Raw genomic sequence first — 14,503 nt, 5'->3', positions numbered from 1 at the left:
CGGTCGGCCGCGACATGGCGAACGGCACGGACGGCGGAGGCGGCAGCGGCGGGTCGATCCTGCACGCGTCGTACGGCGGCGAGGCGCTGGCGCGCCAATCGGCGATCGCCTACGTGACCTACGCGCCAATGGTGACGCGGCCGGTGGAGGTGGGCGCGGATCGCGAGCAGGAGCTGGTGCAGTGGCTGTCGAGCCGGCTCGGCACCGACGTGCGTCCGCCGATCCTGACGCGCGCCGGCTACGAGCTGATGGGCGGCCGCCTGCTGCCCGGCGACGACGGCCCGATCGCGCAGTTCATGTATCACAACGCGCTCGGCGAGCGGATCACGCTGAACATCTCGCACCGCAAGCTGGCGTCGGACGTGACGGCGTTCAAGCTCTATCAGAGCGGCCCGGTCAACGTGTTCTATTGGGTGGACGGCCGGTTCGGCTATGCGGTGTCGGGCGGCATGGATCGTCATGCGCTGCTCGACCTGTCGCACGAGGTGTACGAGCAGCTGACCGCGAGCGGCGGGCCGCAACCGGCGAAATAACCAGCAGGGCATGGCGGAGACGGTGAACGCGGCGCGATGCCCAAACATCGCGCCGCGTTGCCGTTTACCGGCCGGGCATGCCGATGGCGATTCAGCGGTTCACGTCGACCACGATCCGGCCGCGCACCTTGCCGGCCAGCAGGTCCGCGCCTGCGCCGATCGCCTCGGCCAGGCCGATTTCGCGCGTGATCGTGTCGAGTTGGGCCAGGTCGAGCGTGTCGGCCAGCATGCGCCAGGCCGCTTCGCGCTCGGCGTGGGGCCGCGTCACGCTGTTGACGCCGAGCAGGCTCACGCCGCGCAGGATGAACGGCGCGACCGTGGCCGGCAGCGCCATGTCCTGCGCGAGGCCGCAGGCGGCCACTGCGCCGTCCGCGCGCAGCGAGGCGCACACGTTCGCGAGCGTCGCGCCGCCCACCGAATCGACCGCCGCGCCCCAGCGCTCCTTCTGCAGTGGCTTGCCCGGCGCCGACAGCGTCGCGCGGTCGATCACCTCGGCCGCGCCGAGCCCGGTCAGGTAATCGATTTCCTGGGTCTTGCCCGTGGAGGCCACCACGCGATAGCCGCGCCGCGCGAGCAGCGCGATCGCGAAGCTGCCGACGCCGCCGCTCGCGCCCGTCACCAGCACGTCGCCATGCTGCGGGCCGACGCCGTGGCGCTCGAGCGCGAGGATGCACAGCGACGCCGTGTAGCCGGCCGTGCCGGCCGCCATCGCCTGCCGCGCCGTGAGCCCGCGCGGCAGCGGGATCAGCCAGTCGCCGTTGACGCGCGCGCGCTGCGCCAGCCCGCCCCAATGCTGTTCGCCCACCCCCCAGCCGTTCAGCACCACCGCGTCGCCGGGCCGGTAGCGCGAATGCGCGCTCTCGCGCACCGTGCCCGCGAAATCGATCCCCGGCACCATCGGAAAGCGCCGCACCACCGGGCTTTTGCCCGTGATCGCGAGGCCGTCCTTGTAGTTGAGCGTGCTGTATTCGACATCGACCAGCACGTCGCCCTCGGGCAGCCGCGCCTCGTCGAGCGTGTCGAGCCGCGTGTGGCTGGCGCCGTTGGCGTCCTGTTCGATCAGAAGGCAGTGGAACATCGTGTGCGTCTCTCGTCGGAAAGTGCGTCCGGTCACGGACGGGCGCGGGCGCCGGCCGGCTGCCGCTGCGGCAGCACGGCCAGGAACCCGTCGAAGAAGATGTCGAGCGGCGTGGCGTTGCGCACCAGCCGGGCGCGCAGCACCGCGCCTTCCCAGCCGATCCAGAAGAACGCGGCGAGCGCGTCGGGGTTGGCGTCGGCGGCGAGCGTCCGCTCACGTTGCGCGTCGCGCAGGCAGTGCGCCACGCGGGCCTGCCAGTTCGCGAAGATCGCTTCCAGCGCTTCGCGGAAGCCTTCCGGCAGCGCGCCCACTTCCAGCCCGAGGTTGCCGATCAGGCAGCCGCGCGCGAACGCGTGACGCGCCATGCCGGCCTTCGCGTCCTCGACGAAATCGGCCAGCCGCGCGAGCGCCGGGCGGCTTTCGTCGAGCAGCCAGCGGTCGAGGCGCGCCGCGAAGTAGGCGTCGTAGGCCGTCATCAGCGCGTGGCCGAACGCTTCCTTGCTCTCGAAGTAGTGATAGAACGAGCCCTTCGGAATGCCGACGCGCTTGAGCACCGTATCCAGGCCGGTGGCCGAGAAGCCTTGCTCCGTCAGCAGCTCCATGCCGGCGCGGACCAGCACGCCGCGCGTGTCGGCATGCGCTTGCGGGTTTTTCGGGGGGCGGCCGCGGCGCGGCTTGGCGGTGGGATCGGTCATGCGGCCGATTTTAGACTGATCGTCTATAAAAATGCAAACGGCCGGTGCGCGGGCCGTTTGCGGCGCATGGCCACGCGGGACAGCTCAGCGGGCGGGGGCGAGTTCGAGCGTGTGCGGCGCTTGCGCGACGAAATCCGGTTCGACGCCGTGGTAGTCGTAGCGCGTGACGATCGCGCGCCGGGCGCCGTCCGGGCCGGCGAGGTAGTCGATCCGGTTGACCGAATTCGGCACGCCGTCGCGCAACCGGCGCGACACGGCCGTGCCGCCTTGCACGCCATACACCGGGCGCGCCAGCCCGGCCACCGGCCAGATGCCGGGCAGATGCGTGTGGCCGCCGAGCACCAGGTCGACGCCGGCCTCGGCCCAGCGCCGCAGCGCCGCGTCGCGGCCGTGCAGCAGATCGTGGCGATCGGCCGGATCGGCGGCGACGATCGGCTGATGCACCACCGCCACGCGCAACTGCGCCGGCTGCGCACGTTCGAGCCGCCGCGCGACGCGCTCGACCTGCGCCGCCGAAATCTCGCCGGCCGTGTGCCGCGCCGCGCGCGTGGTGTTGACGCCGAGCACCAGCAGCGCGGGCGCCTCGAATTCCGGCTCCAGCGCCGCGCCGAACGCGCGCCGGTAGTTCGCGTAGGGCCGCCGCCAGCGCGCGACGAGATCGAACAGCGGGATGTCGTGATTGCCCGGAATCGCCAGCACCGGCAGCGGAGCGAGCCGCGCGACGAACGTGCGCGCCGCGTCGAACTGGCCGCGGCGCGCGCGCTGCGTCAGGTCGCCCGACATCGCGATCAGCGCGGGCTGCAACTGCATGGCGAGCCGCAGCAGCGCCTCGACCGCGGCGGGCCGTTCCGCGCCGAAGTGGGGATCGGAAATCTGGAGCAGGGTGGTCATCGGGCGATTATCGCCGGCTCGGGCGCGTTCATTTGCGTTCGCGTTCGGCCGCGTCGGGCTCGGGCTTGAGCAGGCGCAGCGGTTGTTCGCCGACGCGAAACACCAGCGGCAGCGCGAGCCGGGCGATCTCGCCGTCGGTCGCGACCTTGATCGCGCGGCGCCGGCGCGACGCGCGATCGACCGTGAAGCGTTCGAAACCGAAGCCGATCACGTCGTTCGCATCGCGCACCCGGCTGATCGCGCCGCGCAGCGACAGCAGGATCTGTGCGAGCCGGCCGTGCGCGAGCGGCGCCATCGCCACCAGCATGCCCTGCGCGAGCAGCGGCGCTTCGGCCGCGCCGACCTGTTCGAGCTGGAGGCGGTTGTTCGCGACGAACAGCGTGGTGGTGCGCAGCTCGCGCACCGTGCCTTCGTGCTCGACGTGCAGCCGCAGCAGGCGGTGCGGGCGCAGCAGCGTGAGGATCGCCGAGCCGAGCGCGACCAGCCGGCTGCGGCCGAACTGGCGTTTGTATTGCTCGCGCTGTTCGAGCAGGCGCGGATAGAGGCCGAGGCTCGCATTGACGAGGAACAGTTCGTCGTTGACGAAGCCCACCTGCACCGGATGCTCGCGGGCCGCGAGCAGCAGCGCGATCGCCCGCTCCGGATCGGCCGGGATGCCGTGATCGCGGCTGAAGTAGTTGAACGTGCCGCGCGGCAGCACGCCGAACCGGCAGCCGGCGTCGTAGGCGGCGCGCGCCACCGTGCGCAGCGTGCCGTCGCCGCCTACGCCCACCAGCACGCCGGTGCCGGTGCGCTCGGCGGCGCGTGCGGCGGTGTCGGCCAGTTGCGACGGATCGGTGACGGTCACGAGTTCGTAACGGCGATTCGCCTGGGTGAAGGCGGCGTCGAGCTGCGCGGTGAGGGTTTCGACCTCGCGGGTGCGGCCGGAGCCGGTGTTGAGGATGAACAGATAGGGGGCGGGATCCGGAGAGGCGGGCGTCGTCATCGAGGGGCGCTCGGTGGGATGAAGCTTACGATTCTATTTCAATCGGGGCGGGGATGGGGATGGAGCGGTCATGCTTGCGTTGGACATGAAAGGCGTTACGCAGGATTTGATTTTGTTTTTGTCATGGAAGCTTGATGTGAAAATCGAAAGGCGTATTGTCATTTTGTTTTCTTGACTATTTATTCGAGAATATGATTCTATATTTTTCTTCTTTTGTTTCTGGAAAAATAAATGGTATCGGATCTCTTTCGGGAAATGGCCGAGCGTGAAAAGTCACTCTTGGCGGATAAGCAAGGGCTGGAGCCGGTTTTGCGAGAACGCCTTGATGATTCGGTCGGGATCGGCACCGGAAACATCACCTCGAAAACCTACCCCTACGATCATGTCGATCATCAGTGGGATGTAGTGATCCACGATGCTAGTTTTTCCAAGTTGGCATCCGGTGAAAACGCGCATTCCTTTCCGATTGAATCCGTTTTTTGCACCATCGAGGTGAAAAGCAAACTGGATGAAGATGAATATCTGAAATCGGCCAACGCGGCAGCAGAACTGAATTATCGGTGGAAGCTGCATTCGACGGACATGACACGGCGCACTCCGAGGCGATTTCTGTTCGCCTACGATGGTCCGGAACACATGGAAACCGTGGCGGGATGGATGAAGGGCGCGTACGCGGACAATCAAAGGCAATCGCCGAACCGACCTTTGCGAGAAGGGTACTTCGATGGCAGCAATGAGTTGAAGCGGAGCGATCATGTGTCGTCGAGCCTTGACGGGATCTTCGTGCTTGGGCGTGGGTTTGTTGCCATGGATTCATTCGGGTTCAGATTTCAGGGCGCGAGCGATCACGAGCCTGAAGCGTCTGGGCGCCATGCGGTGCACTGGTTCAATTATGTCTGTGCCGACGGCAAGGGGATTGCATTGGCATCCATGGCTCTCTGCTTGATTGATGTGTTTGGAGGGTTGAATCTGATCGACGAATCTTTCCAAGCGATCGAAGTGGACGGAAAATTGGAGTTCGTTGTTATGCCGTCCCCGCGGCCGATTTGAAAATCGCGACGCCTCGTGGCAACGTAGCCGTTGCCACGAGTGGCTGCCCCGGTTTCACTAGCCCGCAGCCGTATCCGTATCCGCGACGCCCGCCGTCTCCAACGCACGAACAAAAACAGCGACCGCAGTAATAAAAACCAAGGCAGCCACCACGGCGGCCAGCCAGGCACGCCGTTGCCGCTCCAAGCCGCTACACTGCGCGAACCGCTCGCCGTCGCACACCGCGCCGCGCCGCAGCCCCTTCGCCCGGAGACACCCCCATGCCCCAAGCCGCCGCGTCCCCCGCCGTCACCACCTGGCGCGGCGACGCGCTCGAAAACGTCCATCACGCCCATATCGCGGTAGTCGACACCGAAGGCCAACTGCTAGCCAGCCACGGCGACCCGCTGCGCATCACGCTGGCCCGCTCGGCAGCCAAGCCGGCGCAGGCGCTGGCCGTGCTCGAAACCGGCGCGCCGGCGCGCTTCGGCTTCGACGAGGCCGATCTCGCGCTGATGTGCGCGTCGCACAGCAGCGAGCCGCGCCACGTCGAGCGCGCCCAGGCGATGCTGGCCAAGCTCGGCGCGAGCGAGGACGACCTGCGCTGCGGCCCGCACACGCCGATCTCCGACGCCGTCTGGCGCGACTGGATCCGGCGCGGCATCGAGCCGCGCGCGGTGTGCAGCAACTGCTCGGGCAAGCACGCCGGGATGCTCGCGGGCGCGCGCGCGATCGGCGCGGCGCTGGCCGATTACCACCTCGACACGCATCCGATGCAACTGCGCGTGAAGCGCACGATGGCCGAAATCTGCGACCTGCCCGACGACGCCGTGGCCTGGGGCGTGGACGGCTGCAACCTGCCCACGCCGGCGTTCCCGCTCGACCGCCTCGCGCGGCTCTACATGAAGCTGGCCGATGCGGCCGACCGCGTCGAGGCGGGCGAGGGCAAGGAGGGCGTGGAGAATGCCGAAGCAAGCATGCGCCGCGATGCGCTGGCGCGGCTCTATCTCGCGATGACGCGCCATCCCGGGCTGGTGGCGGGCGAAGGGCGCTTCTGCACGCAGTTGATGCAGGCGTTCGACGGCCAACTGGTCGGCAAGCTCGGCGCGGACGGCTGCTACGGCGTGGGGATTCGCGCCTCGGACGCCACGCGCCGGCTCGGCGCGGCGGGCGCGATCGGCGTGTCGGTCAAGGTGGAGGACGGCAACGTGGGCGTGCTGGCGATGATCGTCAGCGAGGTGCTCGATCGGCTCGCGATCGGCACGGCCGATCAGCGCGCGGCGCTGGCCGCGTTCCATCGTCCGCCGATGCGCAACACGAAGGGCGTGGAAACCGGCCGCGTGGCGTTCCCGTTCGCGCTGGCGCGGCACTGACCGCCGCTGCGCGGCGCGCCGCCGCGCTTTCCCGGCGACGGGGCCGGAGATTCGGCTACCGAGCTACCGAGCTACTCGGCGCTTTGCGACGCGGCCGCCGGCGGCTTGCTGAAGCGGATATGCGCGATGCGGCGCACCAGCCATGCGGCGGCCACGGCCGCGCAGCCGGCCAGCGCGATGCCGATATGGATCGACTGCACCATCGTGCGGCGCGCGGCGTCGAGCAGCGCGCCGCCGTCGAGCCCGGCCGCGTGGAGCTGGGCGAGCAGCGCCTGGCCCACGCCCGGATCGACCAGCACGCGCGGGTCGGCCAGTTGCGCGAGCCAGCGCGCGGCGGTGTCCGGGCCGAGCACGCTGAGCGCCTCGCTCACGCCGGCCGCATAACGGTGCTGCACGATGGTCGCGAGGATGCTGGTGCCGAGCATGCCGCCCACCATTCGAGTGGATTGCAGCAGCGCGGTGGTGATGCCGAAGCGCTCGCGCCCGGCGATCTCCTGGCCGAAGATGTTCATGTTGTTCAGGATGAAGCCGAGCCCGATGCCCACCGCGCCCATCGCCACCTCGAGGATCAGCCGCGAGGTTTGCGCGCCGGTCAGCGCGAGCGTGGCCGAGGCGGCCGCCAGCATCCCGAAGCCGATCGACAGGATCACGGTGGGCTTCTTCAGGCGCGTGACGATGCGCGTGTTGATCAGGCTGCCGAGCGCGATGCAGGCGGCGATCGGCGTGGCGAGCAGGCCGGCCGTCTGCGGATCGAGCCCGAAGCCGCCCTGCAGCAGCAGCGGCGCGAAGAAGATCAGCGAGAACATCACGAAGCCGGCCAGCGTCGAGAGCAGGAACAGCGTGACAAGCTGAGGATCGCGAAACAGATCGAGCGGCACGATCGGGTGCGAGGCGCGGCGCTCGCACACCAGAAATCCGATGAACCCGAGCGCCACCACGGCGGCCAGCGTCAGCGTGCCGGCGGCGATGCCGTGCACCGGCAGCGCCTCGATCAGGAATTGCAGGCAGCCGAGCGTGATCGCCACCAGCACCGCGCCGGCGTAATCGATGCGGACCTTGCCCTCGCGCGGGCGCACGATCCGCGGCAGGTGCCGGCCGATGAAGTAGAGCGCGAGCGCGCCCACCGGCAGGTTGATCAGGAACGTGGAGCGCCAGCCGAAATGCTGGCTGAGCCAGCCGCCCAGCGACGGCCCGGCGGCCGTGCCGATGCCGTAGGTGGCGGCCAGCACCACCTGCCAGCGCACCCGCTCGCGCGGATCGGGGAACAGATCGGGGATCGACGCGAACGCGGTGCCCACCATCATGCCGCCGCCCACGCCCTGCAGCGCGCGCGCCACGGCCAGCATCCGCATGTCGACGGCGGCCGCGCACAGCACCGAGGCCAGCGTGAACACCACCACCGCGGCGATCACGAAGCGCTTGCGTCCGAAGTAGTCGCCGAGCCGGCCGAAGATCGGCACCGTCACCACCGAGGCGAGCAGGTAGGCGCTCGCGATCCAGGCGTAATACTCGAAACCGTGCAGGTCGGCGACGATCGACGGCAGCGCGGTGCTGACCACCGTCTGGTCGAGTGCCACGAGCATGTTGACGAGGCCGATGCCGAGCATGGCGAGCAGCGCGTCGCGGAAGGTCAGGGACGGTGAGGCGGGCGAGGGAGCGTTCACGAAAGGGGCGGCCGGGGGCGGTGCTGCGAAAGCCTCTCACGATAGCGACGCGCGCCGCCCCGCGCAACCGTTTCAGATGTTGATCGTGTTGATCGATCTCGCCGGGCGGGAATCGCGACGGGCCGCTGCGATGTCGTGGCCGCGTCGCGAAGCGAGCGGCCCGGCGCCGGCGCTCAGCCGCGCCCGACGAACGGCATGTGACTCGCCATCACCGTCATCGACAGCACGTTGGCGTCGAGCGGCAGGCTATCCATGTAGAGCACCGCGCGCACCACGTTGTCCATGCTCATGCGCGGCTCGACCTTCAGCGAGCCGTCGGCCTGCAGCGTGCCCTGCGCCATCAGGCTGCTCATGTCGCTGACCACGTTGCCGATGTCGATCTGCCCGCAGGCGATGTCGTAGGCGCGGCCGTCGAGCGAGGCGGCCTTGGTCAGGCCGGTGATCGCATGCTTGGTGGCCGTGTAGGCGGCGGCCTGCGGGCGCGGCGCATGCGCCGAGATCGAGCCGTTGTTGATGATCCGGCCGCCGCGCGGGCTTTGCTGCTTCATCAGCCGGAATGCGCCCTGCACGCACAGAAACGCCCCGGTCAGGTTGATGTCGACCGCCTGTTTCCAGTGCGCCACCGGCATGTCCTCGATCGAGCATTGCGGCGTGAACACGCCCGCGTTGTTGAACAGCAGGTCGAGCCTGCCCCAGCGCGCGGCGATCGCGTCGAACAGCCGGGCCACGGCGGCTTCGTCGCCGACATCGCAACTGACGGCCAGCGCGCGGTCTTCCGCGCCCGATTCGGCGATCACGGCCTGCAGCGCGTCGAGCTTGCGCGCGGCCAGCGCCACGCGATAACCCGCCTGCAGCAGGCCCAGCGCCACGCTGCGTCCGATGCCAGAACTGGCGCCGGTGACGAGGGCGACCTTCTCATTCATGTTCGACTCCCGAGGTTGCGGCCCGGCGCGCGGCGCGCCACGGCCCGATGAAAAAACGTTCAGTTCACCGCATCGTTCAGATCGGTCAGGTCGCGCCCGCGCGTTTCGGTGGAGAGCCACACGCCCACCAGCGTCAGCGCCGACAGCACGGCCGTATAGATGCCCATCACCCAGAACGAGCCGCCGGTCAGGCCGATCAGGTAGATGCCGAGAATCGGCGCGAGGCCGCCCGACAGCACCGCGCCGATCTCGCGCGAAAGCGCCACGCCCGAGTAGCGGTAGCGGTTGCCGAACAGTTCGGCGAAGTGCGCGCACTGCGCGCCCAGCATGCTGTTCGCGCCGAGCGCGAAGCCGCCGAACATGGCGATGCCCACCCACAGCGGATCGCCGGTGCTGATCATCCACCAGGCCGGCACCGACCACAGCAGCATGAAGATCGCGCCGCCGCGGTAAATCGCCTTGCGGCCGAAACGATCCGACAGCGCGCCGAACAGCGGCGTGGTGATCACGCTGGCCAGCGTCACCACGATCGCGCACGAGGTGCCGATCTTCGCGAGCTGCGCGCCGGGCACGCCGAGCCGGTTCGCTACCGTGCCGCCGAGGAACGCGATCACGATGGTGGTGTAGATGGTCGAGCCGCCCTGTTCGGCGAGGCGCATCAGCACCGCCGCCAGCACCGGCCGGCGCGCGTGCTGCACGACCTGGCGGATCGGCGAGCGCGCCACCTGATGGCCGCTTTCGAGCGCCGCGAACGCCGGGCTTTCGCGCAGCTTCAGGCGGATCCAGATCGCCACGCCGATCAGCACCACGCTGGCCAGGAACGGAATGCGCCAGCCCCAGGCGAGGATCGTCGCGGTATCCATCGAGTGCTGCAGCAGGCTGAACGTGGCGGTGGCGATGCCGAAGCCCGCGAAGATGCCGACGAACGGCAGCGCCGCGAAGTAGCCGCGCCGCTTGACCGGCGCGACCTCCGCCATCAGCGTCGAGGCGCCCGCCTGTTCGGCGCCCGCGCCGAAGCCCTGGATCAGCCGCAGCACGATCAGCCCGACCGCGCCGAGCGGGCCGGCCGGCAGCAGGCCCACCAGCGTGGTGGACACGCCCATGATCGCGATCGTCATCAGGAGAACGAACTTGCGGCCCTTGCGGTCGCCGAGCGAGCCGAAGAACACGCCGCCGAGCGGCCGCGCCAGGAAGCCCACGCCGTAGGTGGCGAAGCTCGCGAGCAGGCCCGCGTGGGCGTCGAACGTGGAGAAGAACACGCGGCTGAAGATCAGCGCGGTGGCCAGGCCGAAGATGGCGAAATCGTAGTATTCGAGCGCGCTGCCCACGGCGCTTGTCAGGATCGCGCGGCGTAGCTGCTGCGCGCTGACCGGTGCGGCGGCGGCCGCGTCGGGGGAATCGGGCCGCGCGTTCGCGGCATCAGACTGCGTCACGGGCGTGAACGCGTCGCGATGGGTTGTCATCTGTCTGTCTCCATGTCCGGCTTCTTGTCGTCGCGCACCGATCTGGCGGGGCGCGTCCGGCCGCAGCGAAATCGTTTCGGTGATCGAAACGTCTTCCATCGTTCGAGCGGCTTCGGCTACACTTGGTTATCGATAACCAAGTGACGCAAAATCTAACATAAAGGAGACGCGGATGTCCAAGGAACCCGTATTGGTTGTTACCCGATATCCCGAGGCCGACATGCTCGTGCTGGCCGAGCGCTACGCGCTGCATGTGCTGGCCGACGCGCCCGACCGGGCCGCCATGCTGGCCGAACTCGCGCCGCGCGTGCGGGTGCTGGCCACCAACGGCGAGGCCGGCGCGGACGCCGCGCTGATCGATGCGCTGCCGAAGCTCGAGGCGATCGTGTCGTACGGCGTGGGCGTGGATGCGATCGATCTGAAGCACGCCGCATCGAAGGGCATTCGTGTGACGAATACGCCCGACGTGCTGACCGAGGACGTGGCCGATCTGGGCCTCGCGCTGATGCTGGCGCTGGCGCGCGAGATCGCCGCGAACGATGCGCGCGTGCGCGCCGGCGAGTGGGGCCGCGAGCATTTCGCGCTGGCCGCGCGGATGTACGGCAAGCGGCTCGGCATCGTCGGCCTGGGCCGGGTCGGGCGCGCGGTGGCGCGGCGCGCGGCGGCGTTCGACATGCCGATCGCCTATCACGACCGCGCACGCTTCGATGACGTGCCGTACGCGTTTCACGACAGCGCGGCGTCGCTGGCGGCCAACGTGGATTTCCTGATGGTGTGCGCGGCGGCCGATCAGATTCCGCGCGGCGCGATCGGCGCCGAGGTGTTCGAGGCGCTCGGACCGAACGGATTCCTGATCAATATCGCGCGCGGCAGCATTCTCGACGAACCCGTGCTGGTGGATTACCTGAGCGACGGGCGCCTGCGCGGCGCGGCGCTCGACGTGTTCTGGAACGAGCCGGCGATCGACCGCCGTTTGCTGGCGCTGCCGAACGTGGTGCTGTCGCCGCATCGCGCCAGCGCGACGGTGGAGACGCGTTCGGCGATGGCGCAACTGGTGCGCGCCAATCTCGACGCGTGGCTGGCCGGCGAGCCGCTCGTGACCGAGTTCACGGCGCATCTGCCGAAAACGCCGGCCTGAGGCGGCGGGGGGCGGGCGCCCCCCATCTGGAGATCAGGCGCTTTCGCGCGCCACCACTTCGTAAGGAATGCGGATCAAGGCCGGTGCGTCGTGCAGCGTGCGCTGCGCCTTGGCCGAGGCCGTTTCGCGGCGCGACGCATTGGGCTGCTCGCTGGCGTCGATCGCGGCGAGCAGCGACAGGCCCGTCGAGCGGCCGATCCCGTAGGCGTCCACCGACACGGTCGTGATCGACGGATAGCAGTGCCGCGCCAGTTCGAAATCGCCGAAGCCGGCCACGGCGATGTCCTCGGGCACCTTCAGGCCGAGCCGCTGGCAGGCCATGATCACGCCGAACGCGTGGATGTCGCTGGTGCACATCACCGCATCGGTGTCGGGCCAATCGGCGAGCAGCCGGTTCAGCGCGGCGGCGGCGTTTTCCATCGCCACGCCGTGGGCCATGTTGGTGCTGCCGTCGGCCGGCGTGGCTTCGCGCGGCGCATGCAGGCCCGCCGCCTCGACGGCGGCCAGATAGCCGTTGCGGCGCGCGAGGCCGCGCATGTCCAGGCGCGTCGTGCCGCCCACGAAGCCGATGCGGCGATAGCCGCGCCGGTACAGGTAATGGCCCATCGCGGCCGCGGCTTCCTCGTTCGAGAAGCCCACCACGCGGTCGATCGGATCGGCCGGCAGCTCCCATGTCTCGATCACCGGAATGCGCGCCTGTTCGAGCATGGCGCGCGCGCGCGGCGTGTGATGGCCGCCCGTCAGCACGATGCCGCGCGGCTGGTGGCTCAGCAGCGAGGCGATCAGCGCTTCCTCGCGCTCGACCTGATATTCGGTGTTGGCCAGCAGCAGCCGCAGGTTGCGCGTCTCGGCCACCTCGTTGAGGCCGCGCACCGTTTCGGCGAAGTTCGAGCTCGACAGCGACGGCACCATCACGGCGACGATATTGGCGCGGCCCGAGGACAGCGCGCCGGCCACCGCGTCGGCCACGTAGCCGGTCTGGCGCACCGCGTCCATCACGGCGGCGCGCGTGGCGTCGCTGACATGCTGGCCGGTCAGCACGCGCGAGACGGACATCTTCGAGACGCCCGCGAGGCGCGCGACGTCGGCCATGCGGACGGGGGCGCCCGGTTCGGGCAGTGAATCGTGCTTGGTGCTCATGGTGTCGGAGTCGGATCGGCGCCGCAGCGCGGGGCGCGCGGCAAACGTCAATTGTAGCCGCAGCGGGCGGGCGCTCCCTGGGCGTTCCGGCCCTTGCGGCGCGGGGCCGCAAGAAAATTTTCGTTGTCATGTAACCGGATCGGCCTGCGAAACGATCTGGTAGAGACAGGCGCCGCATGACGGCGCGTTCCGCCCCGCTCGACGGGGCCGCCTCTCGATACAGGATGCTCCCATGACGACCACGACGTTTCGTTCGCTTTCCCGACTGTTCGACCCGGCCTGGCTGGCCGCACGCTGCCAGACCTGGGCGCCGCTGCCGGTGCGCGCGATCGTCGGCTACGGCTACATGGCGCACGGCTACGCGAAAATCGTCAAGAATCCCGAGCATTTCGCGGCGATCCTGCAGGCGCTCGGCGTGCCCGCGCCGCACCTGATGGCCTGGGCGACCATCGCGATCGAACTGGGCGGCGGCCTCGCCGTGCTGGCCGGCGCGTTCGTGCCGCTGGTGGCGTGGCCGATGCTGGCGGTGCTGCTGGTGGCGTCGGCCACCGTCCACCTGCAATACGGCTTCACGTCGATCAAGCTGATGGACGTGGTGAACGGCGTGCCGAAGTTCGGGCCGCCGGGCGTCGAAGCCGATCTGCTGTACGTGGCGGGGATCGTCACGCTGATGTTCGGCGGGACCGGGCCGTTCTCGGTGGACCGCCTGCTGCGCCCCTGGTACGCCCGGCTCAGCGGCGCGGCCCCGCGTGCCGCGCACCGCGTGTCGGCCTGACGCGTTCGCACGGAGCCGACGCATCGTGTCCACGCCCGCCATGACGATGGCCCTCGATCCGCGCCCGGCCACGGCGCCGGCGGCCCGGCGCGCCGGCCCCCGCGCCGGGGCCGCCGAGCCTTCCGAGGCCGAACGCCGCCTGACCGCGCTGCTGCTGCGCTCGATCGACGGCGACAAGGCCGCCTACCGCCATTTCCTGCAGGAACTGACGCGCGTGCTGCGCGCCCGCCTGCGGGCCAAGCTGCGCCGCCGCGACGAGGACGTCGAGGATCTGCTGCAGGAAGTGCTGATGGCGGTTCACAACGGCCTCGAGACGTTCCGGCCCGACGTGCCGTTGACGGCCTGGATCAGCGCGATCGTGCGCTACAAGGTGGCCGACTATCACCGGGCGCGGTTCCGCTGGGACGCGCTGCACGAACCGCTCGACGACGACGGCGATCTGTTCGTCGAATCGGGCAGCGAGGCCGCCGATGCGCGCCGCGACGTGGCGCAACTGCTGGCGACGCTGCCCAAGGGCCAGCGCGTGCCGATCGAGCACACGCGGCTGCAGGGCATGTCGGTGGCGGAGACGGCGCTGGCGACGGGGCTGTCGGAATCGGCGGTGAAGGTGGGCGTGCATCGCGGGCTGAAGGCGCTCGCGGCAAAAATTCGAGGCAAATGCGATGGAGACCGTAATGAAGACTGACGACCTGATCCTGAACCTGGTGGACGCGCCGCGCCTGCCGGGCCGCGCCGATGTCGGCCGCAAGCTCGGGCTGGCCGTGGCGGCGGGCCTGGCCGCCGCGCTGCTGCTGTTGCCGGTGATCTGGGGCGACA

Annotated in this window: 13 protein-coding genes and 1 pseudogene; 6 read left to right on the top strand and 8 right to left on the bottom strand. The window is 69.5% G+C overall.

The window, feature by feature from the left end; genetic code table 11:
* Positions 1-533 (top strand): annotated as a pseudogene (locus G3N92_RS21385) (anti-sigma factor); the annotation flags it as partial.
* 91 nt (positions 534-624) lie between these two features.
* On the opposite strand, the gene G3N92_RS21380 reads toward G3N92_RS21385, so the two are convergent.
* From G3N92_RS21380 to G3N92_RS21365, 4 genes are all read right to left on the bottom strand, one after another.
* Positions 625-1,611 carry an MDR family oxidoreductase gene (locus G3N92_RS21380; protein ID WP_206129575.1) on the bottom strand — a complete coding sequence of 329 codons (987 nt, stop codon included), beginning with the start codon at positions 1,609-1,611 and terminating at the stop codon, positions 625-627.
* Between the two features lie 32 nt (positions 1,612-1,643).
* Positions 1,644-2,306: a TetR/AcrR family transcriptional regulator gene (locus G3N92_RS21375; protein WP_206129574.1), complete on the bottom strand. Its 663-nt coding sequence runs from the start codon at positions 2,304-2,306 to the stop codon at positions 1,644-1,646.
* Positions 2,307-2,390: 84 nt separating this feature from the next.
* Positions 2,391-3,197 (bottom strand): metallophosphoesterase, encoded by an 807-nt coding sequence (locus tag G3N92_RS21370; RefSeq protein WP_206129573.1) that lies wholly within the window; start codon positions 3,195-3,197, stop codon positions 2,391-2,393.
* A 28-nt stretch (positions 3,198-3,225) separates the two neighbouring features.
* Complete coding sequence (locus tag G3N92_RS21365; protein WP_206129572.1) at positions 3,226-4,182, bottom strand: diacylglycerol kinase family protein; 957 nt, start codon at positions 4,180-4,182, stop codon at positions 3,226-3,228.
* Positions 4,183-4,413: 231 nt separating this feature from the next.
* Between G3N92_RS21365 and G3N92_RS21360 the strand changes: the two genes are divergently transcribed.
* Together G3N92_RS21360 and G3N92_RS21355 are read left to right on the top strand one after the other, a co-directional pair.
* Positions 4,414-5,232, top strand: a complete 819-nt coding sequence (locus G3N92_RS21360; protein WP_206129571.1) for a DUF6602 domain-containing protein — start codon at positions 4,414-4,416, stop codon at positions 5,230-5,232.
* Positions 5,233-5,492: 260 nt separating this feature from the next.
* Positions 5,493-6,584 (top strand): asparaginase, encoded by a 1,092-nt coding sequence (locus tag G3N92_RS21355; RefSeq protein WP_206129570.1) that lies wholly within the window; start codon positions 5,493-5,495, stop codon positions 6,582-6,584.
* A 71-nt stretch (positions 6,585-6,655) separates the two neighbouring features.
* Here G3N92_RS21355 and G3N92_RS21350 read toward each other — a convergent pair whose 3' ends face one another.
* The 3 genes from G3N92_RS21350 to G3N92_RS21340 form a co-directional block, all read right to left on the bottom strand.
* Entirely contained in the window at positions 6,656-8,191 is a 1,536-nt protein-coding gene (locus G3N92_RS21350; RefSeq protein WP_206129578.1) for an MFS transporter, read from the bottom strand.
* Between the two features lie 230 nt (positions 8,192-8,421).
* Complete coding sequence (locus G3N92_RS21345) at positions 8,422-9,171, bottom strand: SDR family oxidoreductase (RefSeq protein ID WP_206129569.1); 750 nt, start codon at positions 9,169-9,171, stop codon at positions 8,422-8,424.
* Between the two features lie 59 nt (positions 9,172-9,230).
* On the bottom strand, positions 9,231-10,634 hold the full coding sequence (locus tag G3N92_RS21340; protein ID WP_206129568.1) for an MFS transporter: 1,404 nt from the start codon (positions 10,632-10,634) through the stop codon (positions 9,231-9,233).
* Between the two features lie 172 nt (positions 10,635-10,806).
* On the opposite strand from G3N92_RS21340, the gene G3N92_RS21335 reads away from it, so the two are divergent.
* A complete protein-coding gene (locus G3N92_RS21335; RefSeq protein WP_206129567.1) occupies positions 10,807-11,772 on the top strand; it encodes a 2-hydroxyacid dehydrogenase in 966 nt (321 codons plus the stop codon).
* Positions 11,773-11,805: 33 nt separating this feature from the next.
* On the opposite strand, the gene G3N92_RS21330 is transcribed toward G3N92_RS21335, so the two are convergent.
* Positions 11,806-12,864, bottom strand: coding sequence for a LacI family DNA-binding transcriptional regulator (locus tag G3N92_RS21330; RefSeq protein ID WP_206129577.1), 1,059 nt, complete (start codon positions 12,862-12,864; stop codon positions 11,806-11,808).
* Positions 12,865-13,144: 280 nt separating this feature from the next.
* On the opposite strand from G3N92_RS21330, the gene G3N92_RS21325 reads away from it, so the two are divergent.
* Positions 13,145-13,687, top strand: coding sequence for a DoxX family protein (locus tag G3N92_RS21325; protein ID WP_206129566.1), 543 nt, complete (start codon positions 13,145-13,147; stop codon positions 13,685-13,687).
* Positions 13,688-13,712: 25 nt separating this feature from the next.
* Positions 13,713-14,372: a sigma-70 family RNA polymerase sigma factor gene (locus tag G3N92_RS21320; protein WP_339385788.1), complete on the top strand. Its 660-nt coding sequence runs from the start codon at positions 13,713-13,715 to the stop codon at positions 14,370-14,372.
* Positions 14,373-14,503 lie beyond the last annotated feature (131 nt).

Origin of the sequence: Burkholderia sp. Ac-20379, assembly GCF_017104645.1 — a bacterium.
Classification (GTDB): domain Bacteria; phylum Pseudomonadota; class Gammaproteobacteria; order Burkholderiales; family Burkholderiaceae; genus Burkholderia.
The sequence above is the reverse complement of the archived record's forward strand: the minus strand, read 5'-3'. Positions and strand labels throughout refer to the sequence as shown.

Excerpts from the sequence above, each read along its gene's own strand:
- G3N92_RS21365 (WP_206129572.1), bottom strand. The coding sequence starts at position 4,182 with ATGACGACGCCCGCCTCTCCGGATCCCGCCCCCTATCTGTTCATCCTC.
- G3N92_RS21340 (WP_206129568.1), bottom strand. The coding sequence starts at position 10,634 with ATGACAACCCATCGCGACGCGTTCACGCCCGTGACGCAGTCTGATGCC.
- G3N92_RS21360 (WP_206129571.1), top strand. The coding sequence starts at position 4,414 with ATGGTATCGGATCTCTTTCGGGAAATGGCCGAGCGTGAAAAGTCACTC.
- G3N92_RS21350 (WP_206129578.1), bottom strand. The coding sequence starts at position 8,191 with ATGCTCGGCATCGGCCTCGTCAACATGCTCGTGGCACTCGACCAGACG.
- G3N92_RS21330 (WP_206129577.1), bottom strand. The coding sequence starts at position 12,864 with ATGGCCGACGTCGCGCGCCTCGCGGGCGTCTCGAAGATGTCCGTCTCG.
- G3N92_RS21355 (WP_206129570.1), top strand. The coding sequence starts at position 5,493 with ATGCCCCAAGCCGCCGCGTCCCCCGCCGTCACCACCTGGCGCGGCGAC.
- G3N92_RS21370 (WP_206129573.1), bottom strand. The coding sequence starts at position 3,197 with ATGACCACCCTGCTCCAGATTTCCGATCCCCACTTCGGCGCGGAACGG.
- G3N92_RS21375 (WP_206129574.1), bottom strand. The coding sequence starts at position 2,306 with ATGACCGATCCCACCGCCAAGCCGCGCCGCGGCCGCCCCCCGAAAAAC.
- G3N92_RS21380 (WP_206129575.1), bottom strand. The coding sequence starts at position 1,611 with ATGTTCCACTGCCTTCTGATCGAACAGGACGCCAACGGCGCCAGCCAC.
- G3N92_RS21345 (WP_206129569.1), bottom strand. The coding sequence starts at position 9,171 with ATGAATGAGAAGGTCGCCCTCGTCACCGGCGCCAGTTCTGGCATCGGA.
- G3N92_RS21335 (WP_206129567.1), top strand. The coding sequence starts at position 10,807 with ATGTCCAAGGAACCCGTATTGGTTGTTACCCGATATCCCGAGGCCGAC.
- G3N92_RS21325 (WP_206129566.1), top strand. The coding sequence starts at position 13,145 with ATGACGACCACGACGTTTCGTTCGCTTTCCCGACTGTTCGACCCGGCC.